The 12,395-nt window shown below is 38.6% G+C and carries 13 protein-coding genes and 2 pseudogenes; 8 read left to right on the forward strand and 7 right to left on the reverse strand.

Going from position 1 to position 12,395, the window contains the following annotated elements; translation table 11 throughout:
• Position 1: 1 nt before the first annotated feature.
• Genes yidC through NSS60_RS08445 form a run of 3 tightly spaced genes read right to left on the reverse strand, consistent with a single transcriptional unit; the run spans position 2 to position 1,383 of the window.
• Positions 2–736 (reverse strand): membrane protein insertase YidC, encoded by a 735-nt coding sequence (gene yidC / locus NSS60_RS08435; RefSeq protein WP_088223728.1) that lies wholly within the window; start codon positions 734–736, stop codon positions 2–4.
• 36 nt (positions 737–772) lie between these two features.
• Positions 773–1,048 carry a hypothetical protein gene (locus NSS60_RS08440; protein WP_004890702.1) on the reverse strand — a complete coding sequence of 92 codons (276 nt, stop codon included), beginning with the start codon at positions 1,046–1,048 and terminating at the stop codon, positions 773–775.
• A gap of 47 nt (positions 1,049–1,095) precedes the next feature.
• Positions 1,096–1,383: a MerR family transcriptional regulator gene (locus NSS60_RS08445; RefSeq protein ID WP_340720776.1), complete on the reverse strand. Its 288-nt coding sequence runs from the start codon at positions 1,381–1,383 to the stop codon at positions 1,096–1,098.
• A 337-nt stretch (positions 1,384–1,720) separates the two neighbouring features.
• Between NSS60_RS08445 and NSS60_RS08450 the strand changes: the two genes are divergently transcribed.
• Positions 1,721–1,858, forward strand: coding sequence for a hypothetical protein (locus tag NSS60_RS08450; RefSeq protein WP_003398171.1), 138 nt, complete (start codon positions 1,721–1,723; stop codon positions 1,856–1,858).
• Positions 1,859–1,938: 80 nt separating this feature from the next.
• Here NSS60_RS08450 and NSS60_RS08455 read toward each other — a convergent pair whose 3' ends face one another.
• Positions 1,939–2,856, reverse strand: coding sequence for a diacylglycerol/lipid kinase family protein (locus NSS60_RS08455; protein WP_064214265.1), 918 nt, complete (start codon positions 2,854–2,856; stop codon positions 1,939–1,941).
• 301 nt (positions 2,857–3,157) lie between these two features.
• On the opposite strand from NSS60_RS08455, the gene NSS60_RS08460 reads away from it, so the two are divergent.
• The 7 genes and pseudogenes from NSS60_RS08460 to NSS60_RS08490 all read left to right on the forward strand — a co-directional run.
• Positions 3,158–3,517: a DUF2294 domain-containing protein gene (locus NSS60_RS08460; protein ID WP_004890707.1), complete on the forward strand. Its 360-nt coding sequence runs from the start codon at positions 3,158–3,160 to the stop codon at positions 3,515–3,517.
• A gap of 120 nt (positions 3,518–3,637) precedes the next feature.
• The gene (locus NSS60_RS08465; protein WP_004890710.1) at positions 3,638–4,627 is read left to right on the forward strand and encodes a sodium-dependent bicarbonate transport family permease; all 990 of its coding nucleotides are present in this window, start codon (positions 3,638–3,640) and stop codon (positions 4,625–4,627) included.
• A 138-nt stretch (positions 4,628–4,765) separates the two neighbouring features.
• The gene (locus tag NSS60_RS08470; RefSeq protein ID WP_339170009.1) at positions 4,766–5,884 is read left to right on the forward strand and encodes an RNA-guided endonuclease InsQ/TnpB family protein; all 1,119 of its coding nucleotides are present in this window, start codon (positions 4,766–4,768) and stop codon (positions 5,882–5,884) included.
• Positions 5,885–6,057: 173 nt separating this feature from the next.
• Positions 6,058–7,176 carry an NAD(P)/FAD-dependent oxidoreductase gene (locus tag NSS60_RS08475; protein ID WP_004890711.1) on the forward strand — a complete coding sequence of 373 codons (1,119 nt, stop codon included), beginning with the start codon at positions 6,058–6,060 and terminating at the stop codon, positions 7,174–7,176.
• Between the two features lie 173 nt (positions 7,177–7,349).
• Positions 7,350–8,392 (forward strand): IS630-like element ISBs2 family transposase gene (locus NSS60_RS08480; RefSeq protein WP_269767873.1). Its coding sequence is split into 2 segments (ribosomal slippage): positions 7,350–7,850 and positions 7,853–8,392, totalling 1,041 coding nucleotides; the frame shifts between segments, so codons are not numbered across the junction.
• A gap of 94 nt (positions 8,393–8,486) precedes the next feature.
• Positions 8,487–8,729: pseudogene (locus tag NSS60_RS08485) on the forward strand (iron-containing alcohol dehydrogenase); the annotation flags it as partial.
• 389 nt (positions 8,730–9,118) lie between these two features.
• Positions 9,119–9,608 (forward strand): annotated as a pseudogene (locus tag NSS60_RS08490) (IS66 family transposase); the annotation flags it as partial.
• 6 nt (positions 9,609–9,614) lie between these two features.
• Here NSS60_RS08490 and NSS60_RS08495 read toward each other — a convergent pair.
• The 3 genes from NSS60_RS08495 to NSS60_RS08505 all read right to left on the reverse strand — a co-directional run bounded on the left by NSS60_RS08495 (position 9,615) and on the right by NSS60_RS08505 (position 12,389).
• Positions 9,615–10,856, reverse strand: a complete 1,242-nt coding sequence (locus tag NSS60_RS08495) for a M16 family metallopeptidase (RefSeq protein ID WP_064214547.1) — start codon at positions 10,854–10,856, stop codon at positions 9,615–9,617.
• Between the two features lies 1 nt (position 10,857).
• Positions 10,858–11,568 (reverse strand): AAA family ATPase, encoded by a 711-nt coding sequence (locus NSS60_RS08500; protein ID WP_155116425.1) that lies wholly within the window; start codon positions 11,566–11,568, stop codon positions 10,858–10,860.
• A gap of 65 nt (positions 11,569–11,633) precedes the next feature.
• Complete coding sequence (locus NSS60_RS08505) at positions 11,634–12,389, reverse strand: hypothetical protein (RefSeq protein WP_004890727.1); 756 nt, start codon at positions 12,387–12,389, stop codon at positions 11,634–11,636.
• Positions 12,390–12,395: the final 6 nt, after the last annotated feature.

Here is a 12,395-nt window from a genome sequence, read left to right on the forward strand (position 1 = left end):
GTTATTTGGCAGTTTCTACTTGATGCTTCTTCCATTGCGCACGCATCACAAGCGACTGAATAATCGAAAAACATCCACCAACGACCCAATATAGCGATAAAGCGGAAGGGACAGAACTTGCCCCCATAAAAATCATCACAGGCATAACATATGACATGATTTTCATTTGTGTCGCTACTTCTGTTGTTGTGGCAGATGGAGATAAACGCATCGAAATAAATGTCGTTAAACTTGCTAATATCGGCATAATGAAATATGGATCACGATGACCGAGTTGCATCCATAAAAATGAATGTAGTTTAATTTCTTCTGTACGCGAAATCGCGTAATATAGAGCCATGAAAATAGGCATTTGAATAAAAATCGGCAGGCAACCGCTCATTGGATTGACACCGTGCTTTTGATATAGTTTCATCATTTCTTGTTGTAGCGTTCGTTGTGTCTCCATGTCTGTTGCTTTGTATTTTTGCTGGAGCTTTAGTACTTCAGGACGAATGCGTTGCATTGCGATACTAGCACGAAATTGTTTAATCATGAGCGGAAGCAACCCAAAACGGACAACAATCGTCAACGCAATAATTGCAAGCCCGTAATTTTCTTGAAATGCGTGTCCAAGCATCAGTAATAGCTTTGACATTGGGTAAACAAAATAATGATCCCATACACCTTGACTATGCTCTGTAATCGGCACATTTCGATTACATGCACTTAATATTACAACAAAAAACGAAAACATCCATTTTTTCACGATTTTATGCCTCCTTGTTTGTAATTATAAGCAAACAAGGAGCCACCTTCCTTCTTCATCGCTAGCATGCGACTGCTCATTTATCGGAATTTTCCGCTGTCGAAACGTAACAAATCGCATACACAGCGGCATATCATACATATCACTTGCCATTACAACATCGCTTGCATCGTGAGCGATGAAACGCTGAACGAAGAAAGGATGCTTCGCTTGACGCGTCACATAACACGTCATCGCGACAATAAAAACGCTAAAAAGCGATACATACGTAAACAGATCCAACGGGAACTCAATAAACATGCCCGAAACTCTCCTTCCGCTATCATTATAACACGGAAATGAGTCATTTACATACGCGAACGGAAATGAGCATTAATTTGTCCCTTTCTCATCGTTTCACGAATTTCTTTCATCATTTCATAGCGAATTTCCCGTGTTTGCACTCCTTCCTCTCGTTTGTTTGCAATCTCAACGAGCCATTCGACGTCGGCAAAAGAATATTTCCTCGTTCCCTTTGATCGATCTGGAAAAATGAGTTGACGTTCTTCATAGTAGCGAATTTGCCGCGGCGACAACCCTGTTAATTCGTTCACAATACCAATTGAAATAACTTTTTTATGTTTATATGAATCCATTTAACCCCCTCCTCAATGTAATTATTTATAACATGATCATACACAATTCTAGCAAAATTTACGCGATTTTTGTTATAAATTTTAACAAAATAAATAATCTGTGTTATAAAATATAACAAAAAAGGTGAAAAAAATAACAAAAATGACTACAATGGTAGTTAAATAACATACACAGGAGGATGGAAAATGGGTACTCTTTTACAAACTACGATGAAACAGAAGCAATTTTATATTGATAAGCTAACTAAGGGAGGAAAGTTTGAGTTTCATCCATTACACTACTGGACCGTAGCTGAACTTCGAAAACAATATGAACGATATCGGGGGGAGATAAAAAATGGAGAAAAAAATCATGGACTTAGCGAAACAGATTATTGAGCTCGATTTACGGCGCGATGAGATGTTTGAACAACTTCTCGAACTACTTGGTGATCGTGCGTATGAAATATTGCGATATATGCAAAACAAGTACTAAAGGCTCTTGTCACCGTCAAGAGCCTTTAGTACTCATACACATATGGTTGTTCTAGTATGTGAACAATGGTTCCACTTAAGCTATCGAAATACACGCACTTGCTTATTCACAGAAATCGTAATCTCACCTTCACCAATTTGCTCGCCGTCTGCATGGAGAGGAAGAGACGTGTTGCTGCAAATATGAATATATTTCCCTCGAAACGTATGTACTTCTTTCATCTTTATATGACCACCCCAAAAAACCGTCACAAATAAGGCGAGTAATTTTAATCTCGACACATCATTTACAACGATCACGTCAAACTGCTGGTCATTTGACTGCGCAAATGGAGCAATCTTCATTCCACCGCCATAATACGGATGATTCGCAACGGTGACAAGCCACGCATTTGAAAACGTATATTGTTTTTGATCAACAGTCACTCTTACAGCTGTCGGTTCATATGTAAATAATCCTTTCAATAAATAAAACATATAGACAAACTTCCCTAAATATAAGCGATTTAAAATATGTTTCCATTTGGACGCATTTACCTTACGTGAAATATGCGCATCAAATCCACAACCGACATTATTAACAAAAACACCTTGCTTTGCTCCTTTGAACGTTCCGATGTCATACACATCCACATGACCGTCCTTAACACTCGACAACATATAGCTAAGAGCCTCGCTCCATTTTATTGGAATTTGTATCCCACGAGCAAAATCGTTTCCTGTCCCGGCGGGCATATACCCTGTAGTCACATGGCTGTACATGGCCACCCCATTCATGACTTCGTGAATTGTCCCGTCCCCACCGACCGCAATGAATGCAATCGGTTCATTTGTCTGTTCTGCTATTTGTTGTGCTAATTTCGCTCCGTCTCCTTGTTTTTGTGTGAACACAACACGATAACAAATATGCTGCTGTTGAAGCATCCGCTCAATTTTATTCCATATTTTTTTGCACTTTCCATTTTTAGCCGAAGGATTGACAATAAAATATAGTTTCAAACTTTCTCCCCCATTCCCTATCTTCTCCTTTCCTTATTATTCTATCATGGCATATCGATAGATAACATTAATCTTTTCCCTTGACATAATTTTTGAAGCTTTATACAATTAAAAACAAATTATCGCACCGAGTGATTGATAGCCAAGCAGTTCCATTGTTTTACCTTAGCGCTTTTGACGTGGTGACATGGCGAAAGCGAAAAGGCAAACGTTGAAACTGTTTAGGCTAAAGATGCATCGGTATGTTTCACATGGTGTATACGTGAAGCATGCCGATTTTCGTTTCTAAAGGGGGATTCTTATGAGAACAAAAGGAGAACTAGAAGATCAAATTAGTCGCGCCCTTACTCAATGGGAGAAGGAATATTTAGGCCGCGGTCCTCTCTCCGTCAAAACGGATATTTTACGAAATATGGTCATCGTACAGTTGCGCGGTATTTTAACTCCTGCCGAAAAAGCATTGTGTGAAACAAAAGAAGGAATGTTGTCTATTAAACGCATTCGTGCCGATTTAATTGAATCAGGTAGCGAGCAGTTGAAAGAGCTTATTTATAGGCTAACAAATAAACAAGTCGCAAGTATGCATACCGATATTAGTACGAAAACAGGGGAACGAATCCTCGTGTTTCTATTACAGGAACCAGTCGATACACAAGGTTGATCTTCTAAGGGCCTTTTACGGTCAGTAAAAGATAAGCCGGAAATATTTTTCGATCCGATCGAAAAATGTTTCCGGCTTTTCTGTTGAATATAGAAAAGAACACAAAAGGAGAGGAACGTTATGCAAGAAATGATTATCAACAATTTAACGTCACCAGCCATCTTATTTTTTCTTCTTGGCATTATTGCTGCTCTCGTCAAATCGGATTTAAAATTACCAACAGGATTAAATGAATCGTTAAGCATTTATTTATTAATCGCCATCGGTATGAAAGGTGGCATTGAACTTGCGGAACATTCTTTTAGTGAGCTTATTCGTCCACTAGTTGGAACATTATTACTTGGTATCATCATCCCAATTATTACGTTTGCTGTTTGTCGTCGTCTTGGCATTGATCGGAATAATGCTACCGGTATTGCAGCGACGTACGGATCGGTTAGTATCGTTACATTTGGTGCTGCACTTGCTTTTGTCGAACAAGCAAACATCCCTTACGAAAGCTATATGAACGCATTTGTCGTCTTATTAGAAAGTCCTGCGATTATTGTATCGCTTGTCATATTGAAATTGTTAGAAAGTCGTTCACATAAACAAGAAATGGTATATCGCTTCTCTGCTACATCTGTGTATGGACCAATCATTAAAGAAGGGTTATTTGGAAAAAGCGTCTTTTTAATGGTCGGCAGCCTTCTCGTCGGGCTCATTGGTGGAGATCGAGCTCTTACCATTGTAAAACCTTTATTTATTGATTTATATCCGAGCATTCTTGTTCTCTTTTTACTCGGAATGGGGTTAACAGCCGGAAATCAACTTGCGGCCGTGCGCAAATACGGGCTCAAATTGCTTGCCTTAGGCATTCTTCTCCCCCCTGTATATGGCTTTTTAGGCGTTGTGATCGGCTATTATTCTGGTCTATCTTTTGGAGGAACGATTTTACTTAGCGTACTTGCCGCTAGCGCCTCATACATTGCAGCTCCAGCTGCGATGCGTGCATCCGTTCCAGAAGCAAACCCTGCTATTTATCTCGGCATGGCGCTCGGGCTCACCTTCCCATTTAACTTAACAATCGGCATGCCATTATATTATGAAATGGCAAAATGGTTTTATTAAAAGGCAAGGGAAGACCCTTGCTTTTTTCATGATTAATCACGCAGGAAACCCCTGCTTTCAAGCATGGGGAGGAATGCGTTTTTTATTTATTTTTCGCTAAAAAAATATAAAATAAAATTAGTGAAAGGTGGTGAGGACATGAAATTGACTTTAACAGCAAAAATTAAAATTTTACCGACATCTGAACAAGAACAACTTCTTCAAAAAACGATGCAAGCATATCGTGATGCGTGCAATGCGGTGTCGGAAGTGATATACAAAGAAAACACCCTTGTGCAAGCCAAACTTCACAAGATGACGTACCGCAAACTTCGCTCTACATTTGGCTTAAAATCTCAAATGGCGCAGTCTGTGTTAAAAACGGTGATTGCAAAATATAAAACCAACCAAACCAATGGACATAAGCGTTGTCAGATTGCGTTTAAAAAACCGCAAATAGACCTCGTTTTTAATCGAGATTACAGCCTAACCAAAGGGTTGTTTTCCATCAATACGTTAGAAGGACGAATCAAAGTTCCTTTTCAAACGAAAGAACTTGAAACGTATTTCGACGGAACATGGACGTTTGGAACAGCAAAGTTAGTGAATAAACATCAAAAGTGGTTTCTCCATATCCCTGTATCCAAAGAAATGGAAGAAGCAAACCTTCATCACATTTGCCAAGTGGTTGGCGTAGATATGGGTGTAAATTTTCTTGCGACTGTTTATGATTCAAACGGACAGACGTTATTTTTCAAAGGTAGACACATCAAACACAAACGAGCAAAGTATAAACAACTCCGCAGACAACTACAAAAAAAGCAAACTCCGTCTGCTCGTAGAAGATTAAAGAAAATCGGTCAACGAGAAAACCGTTGGATGCAAGATGTCAACCATTGCATCAGTAAGGCACTCGTTGAGCGTTATGGTAAGAACACGCTGTTTGTGTTAGAGGATTTAACAGGTGTTCGCCAAAGAACAGAAAAAGTGTCCGTTAACCATCGGTATGAAATGGTATCTTGGGCGTTTTATGATTTAAGACAAAAAATCGAGTACAAAGCACACAAACACCGAGCCAAAGTGATTGTGGTAGACCCAACATACACATCCCAAACATGTCCAAAATGCGGACATACAGAGAAAGCAAACCGAAATAAGAAAACGCACACGTTTTGTTGTCGAACATGCGGATATACCTCAAACGATGACCGAGTTGGTGCGATGAACCTTCAACGAAAAGGAATCGAGTACATCGTTGAAGGAACGACACAGGCATGACCTGCGTCGTTGGGTAGTTGTCAACCTGCCCTGATGCAACCCCAAGTGAAGGAAGGAGGATAACATCCGCTTGCACTTCTGGGGAGTTGCAAGCCCACGGCTTTAGTCGTTGGGTAGTTGACGTCCTATGTTATCGTAATGATACAGTATCACGAAAAGGAAAGGTGTAAACGATGAATCGTTATATCGTCATTGGCGGTGGAATTGTTGGCTCCTCTGTTGCTTTTCACTTAGCAAAAGAAAAAGCAAACGTCATTTTAATCGACCGTGAAGATCAAGGGCGAGCAACTGATGCTGCGGCGGGAATAATTTGTCCATGGACATCGCAACGCAGAAACAAAAAATGGTATGCCCTTGCAAAAGGAGGAGCAGCATTTTACCCTTATCTCATTGAACAATTGCAAGCGTACGGTCATCAAACAGGATACAAACGTGTCGGGGTCATTTGTTTACATTATGATTCCGACAAGTTGCAAAGTATGGAAGAACGCGTGTACAAACGACGTGAAGAGGCCCCTGAAATCGGAGAGGTTACGCGTTTGTCTTCGGAGGAAGTCATAACGCGCTTTCCCGTATTAAGCGATGGGTACGAGGCGATATATGTAAGCGGTGCTGCCCGAGTGGATGGGCGTGCATTAAGACGTGCTCTTATTCATGCTGCCATTCAACTAGGAACAACATATGTAAAAGGAAGCGCGACCCTTTTGCATAAAAATGGACGGGTCATTGGCGCAACAGTTGGGAATGAACGTTTTGAAGCAGATGCGGTCGTTGTCACAGCAGGTGTTTGGGCGAAATCATTGCTTTTGCCGCTCGGCATTCATTTTCTCATCACACCGCAGCGAGCACAAATTGTCCATCTACAACATCCCGAACAACATACCGATCATTGGCCTGTCGTCATGCCACCAAACAATCAATATTTACTCGCCTTTCCAAAAGGAAAAATGGTTGTTGGAGCTACACATGAAGACGGTGTCGATATCGACTGTCGTGTGACTGCTGGTGGATTATACGAAGTGTTACATAAAGCATTAACTATTGCCCCTCACTTAGCGGATTGGACCCATGTGGAAACACGTGTTGGCTTCCGTCCCCATGCACCGAACTTTTTACCTATATTTGGTTCAGTACCACAAATCGAAGGCCTTTACGTGGCGAATGGGCTTGGCGCATCCGGCTTGACTGCAGGACCGTATGTTGGAGCAGAGCTTGCGAAAATGATTCTTGGGCAATCTACCACATTACAACAAAGCGACTACGATGTTGCCCAAGCGATTCAATTTCTTTGATGAATGCATATACAAAAAACGGAGGTTATCTCATGAACAAATGGGCGTTTGTTTCTGATTTTGACGGGACGATTTCGCATAAAGACTTTTACTGTATAAATTGAAATAAAGGTTTTCTCCCGTTCCACGGTGAATAATAAAAAAAGAAAATAGGGGAACGGAAAGAAGATACGATGCCGAATCACAAAGACGAGATCGAAAAGTTGTCCACTGCCATGAAAGAAGCAAAAAGTAAACGAGCATATGAACGCTACCAAGCGATTTATCTTCATTTGCAGGGGTACGCAAAAGAAGAAATCGCAACGATTATTGGTCGATCCAAGAAAACTATTTATAACTATATTCATGCCTACGCTCAGCGCGGTCTTGATGGACTGGAGATGAAATACTCACCTGGCGCCCCACGTCGATTGACCCCTGAGCAGGAAAAAGAGCTGGCTTTGATCATTGAACATCAGCTCCCCGTAGATGTGGGATTCGAAGCAAAATATAATTGGACGCTTGCGATAATCGCTGAACTCATTCAACAAAAGTGGGGGCCAACATACACGCTTCGCGGAACAAGTGACATTCTGCATCGGTTAGGGCTAAGCTATACGAAACCGACCTATACACTAGCCAATGCCGATGAAGAGAAACAAAAAGAATTCGTCGAAATCACCTTCCCTGAAGTAAAAAAAAACTGGTAGATGGGAACATCGCCCATGTCCTCTTTCAAGATGAGTCGATGATTCGTGATTACCAAGCGATTCAAAAAACATGGTTTGTCAAAGGAAAACAACGAATCATTCCGACGTTTGGAAAACATCAAGGGCTGAAGCTGATTGGCACGTTGAACTACGAAACAGGGGAAGTGTTTTGCATCGAAGAAGAACGCTATGACGCGGAAACATTTCTTCGATTTCTTCAACTTGTGTTAGAACGCTATCCCACAGGCAAAATAGTGATGATTTTAGATAACGCTCGAATTCACCATGCCAAACTCATTCAGCCATTTTTAAAAGAACACGAAGATCGGTTAGAGCTCGTCTTTTTGCCACCATACAGTCCGCAATTGAACTTGATTGAAGGGCTATGGAAATGGCTGAAATCAGACGTGATTTACAACGTGTTCTATTCGGGTGTGCAAGAAATTAGCAAGAATGTCCAAGCCTTTATTCAGCGAATCAACCAGAAACCAGAACAAACGATCGATCGTTTGTGTGTTCAGTTGTAAATCTTTAATTCAACTTATATGGATTGTTATTGAAAAATATTTTCCTGAAGGGAAACGATTATTCGAACAATGGCGTGCTGGAAAAATAAAAGATATCGACTGCGGCAAGTATATGGCGTTTTTACGACAAGTGCCGTTTCTTAGCATACCAACATCTGCGTCAAATGACGGTTTTGCAAGCACAAACTGCTCGTTACTTGTTCATGGTAGAAAAACAACCGTTCCCGCCAAAGTACCGTTCGGCATTTTAGCTGATTTACATATCATTCAGCAAGCTCCTGAACGATTTATTTTGGCAGGCATCGGTGATTTAATGTCGAATATTACGGCGTTCTTCATAATAAGGCTAGATATCATTGAATGAGTTTGCTAAACAAAAGCTTTTCTGCTAAAGGTGATACAGAGGGAATGAAGCAGATAGATGGAAGGGAAGATGGCACGCTTACTCGGGGAGGTCTGATGGATACGCGAAGTACGCTTCATAACCTAAAGTAGCTGAACATCAGAAGTCAGCAGAGGTCGTCGTACGAATCGGTCTAGAACGATTCAATCAAGAGAAAATAACCCTTGTCATTCAATCTGGTGATTACAGAAAATGCAGTACCTCCCAAGAGAAAGGAAACGATGAATGCCGTGGGATGGAATCTCTAATGTTATTTTAGATTATACACAACGAATAGATAAATAATCAGCCACATTATAGAGTAAGTTGAAATATTTTCCGGTGAACAAGAGCATACACAGGCGAAACATGTACCTGCGTTTCTATTAGACGCTAAACAAGTGGTCGAATAATATGGTGGCTTTCTGCTTGGAAAAGAAACAAAACGTTGGAATCGCATGTATGATCGCATACTCGCGAAAGCCAAACATCAGTTGGAAGGGATGACGCCGTTGTCGAAAAAAGTGCTCTCATTGATTCAGAGACTTCAAAATCGAAAGGAAAAAGCGTTGCGCTTTTTTGAGTGAAACCCACGTTCCCTTTGACAACAACCAAGACGAACGAGATCTTTGTATGTTCAAAGTTAAATAGAACATCTCAGGAATGTTCGTTCGCCCAGTTGTTTTGTATCGCAAAAAGCATCATTTCTACACTCAACAAGCACGGAAAAACGGGTAGAACTGGCTCCTTCTATTGTCGGATAAAACAATAGATCGTGTTCTTTCCACACTACGTAGGGCATTTTCTATGACAGAATCATCCTATATGTGCTAGGCTACTTTACACACTAGCACTGGGGGGAATAGTTACAGTTAAAGAGTAAATATCGTCAAATATACCCTTTAATGTATTTTCTACTTCCCATACATCAATAGCATCAATAGTTTCCAAAATTTTATCAACATCAGAAGATTTATGTATACCTAAAAGCTCCTCCTGGCCAAAGAAAAACATCCTTTGTATCGTATTCTCAGTTAAGAATATTATTTCGCTCTTAAGAACTCTTTTAGAACGATTAAATTCATCTAGTGTAATCCCTACTTCTTTGACACTTTCAATAACTTCCATAATTGCACTATGCACATCCCACAAATTTTCTTTGCCCGTTGAAGCTAAGATTCGAAACAATCCTACCTCTTCAAACACTATTGGATGAGACTGGATATTATAGACTAGCCCTCTTTCTTCACGTAACACCTTGTTTAATCGAGAATTTCTTCCTACTCCAAAAAGATGGCTCATGATATAATAAGTATAATACTCACGCATAGGAACATCAGATGAAATAGCAGGAAACAATATACACATGTGAGACTGGTATTCTTGACTGTGGATAGGAATGTAATTAATACCTCCATTAAACATTATAGGTTGTGTTTTCTTGTCTACTGTCTTTCCGAAACCGATATTTTCTAATATTTTCACTATATCATGTAACATGTCCTCTTTTACATCTCCTGAAATCGAAACAACAGTATTATTTGATAAATAAAATTTCCGATAAAACTCATACACTTCAGTTAACGTAAACGACTCTATATTAGATACTGTGCCTAAAATATCAAATGCATAAGAACTTTCACCTAAAGCATGCGCTAGAGATGCTATCTTGACTTTTTCTAATGTATTATCTTGATACTGATATATCTCCTGGATCACTACTCTTTTTTCATTTTCAAAATCAAAATTAGAAATCGAAAAAGAAAAAACCATATCTCTTAATATGCATAAAGCTTCGTTTAGATATTCATTTAAAATATGCATGTAAAAACATGTAAACTCTTTCCCCGTAAATGCATTAATTTTCCCCCCTAACTCCTCAATATAGATATTTCCGTACAAATTATCAGAACCGATGCGATTTTTAAATAAAAGATGTTCAATAAAATGTGCTATTCCATTTGTTTTCTTTGTTTCATGTTTTGTGCCTACGCGAATCATAACACCTATAGAAATCGATCGGCTATTTGGAACTTGATCAATAATTAAACGTAGACCGTTAGACAAGCATAACTTTTTCATATTATGCATCTCCATCCCCATTCAGAAATAATTGGAAGGCGACATCAGGATTTTGGGTATTATATTTATTTAAAAACGATATATAGTCTCCTGCATATAAAATATTCCCTCTATGCAAAAAATATAATTTACAATCTATATATTCCAATTCATATAAAATATGAGTTGTCATCACTACTAATTTCCCTTTTTTAACCAAATTGTCGATACTCTCAAGAATAAAAAGTCTTGCGTCTGGATCAATTCCGGACGTTGGTTCATCGAAAATATACAATTCCCGTTCAAGTTGACATATAGAACGAATAAGTAGCCATCTTCTCTCACCAACAGACATATGTCCAATTTTTCGATCCCATAATTTATTGAACAATTCTCTTTCTCTCGAATTCAAAGATTGTTCAAATAATTTTATTCTTTCTATAAAAGGAAATTCACTATCACAGTTAAAGATTACGCGAATAACGTCTTTTCCCTTCATTGCTGCGGGAAGAGGAATCCCCTGTAATTGGTATACTATATCTTTTTCAGAAAAAGGGCTTTTAAACTGATTTGTAGATATAACCCCAGATATAATATCCAATAATGTAGTTTTACCCGCACCATTTGGCCCAATAATAACGTTTAATTTTCCAGTTTCAAACTCTATACATAATTTATCTAATACTGGTTTCACCTGATCTTTATAATAATATGTCAAAGAGTTTACTTTCACAGTTTCTCCTCCCTCAAAAATCATTTTTTATTACCTTTTTTCGGAATAGAGCATTTAAAATAGAATTATTCTCTCTCATTTATTCCTATTTTTGGAATAACATTAATTCTGCGATAGGATATGACTCCTATAAAAACATAAACTAAAATCGTTAGTAGTAATTGATAAATTAATTCTCCATTCCAATTGTGTTCAAAAGTCCAAACTAGTTTAGACAAATACAAAATAAACACTGCTGGATTAAGCCATTCTAATACAAACATATTACCTTCCTTTAAAGAAAATTTCGTCAAATATATAAGTATAAACACTAAAATTGTAAATATAGGAGAAACTGATTCCTGACGATATGGCAGAGAACCGATCCATAAAAAAGAAAGAAAAACAGGTAATAGCGCTATGAAAGCAATAACCATGATAGCACTTAATAATGGGAAAATCGGTTGGCGGAATAGCAGTGAGCTCACAACAGTAAAAATGACAATATTAACAACTGTGAAAAGCCACTGTGAACAAATTCTTCCCACAATGATAGGAGTTTTGGTTCGCGCAATAAACTTAAACATCTTTAAAAACCCATTATCCCGAAGAATTAAAATACTTACTCCGACTCCATTTATGGCAGTAATCAAAATCATGTAGCACCAATAAAAGGATATATTATGTCGAAAAGTACTATAATCTGGGTATTTTAAGAACCAATCAAGATTATTAAAAACAATAAAAATGATTGGAATAATAAGTGTCCAAAAAAACGCAATCTTATTATAAAAAACCTCTTTATTGAACAAAACGAAAAATTCCCATGTTCTTCTTAACATACAATC

It is taken from the genome of Anoxybacillus sp. FSL W8-0382, from assembly GCF_038003845.1.
In the GTDB taxonomy this organism is placed as follows: domain Bacteria; phylum Bacillota; class Bacilli; order Bacillales; family Anoxybacillaceae; genus Anoxybacillus; species Anoxybacillus flavithermus_G.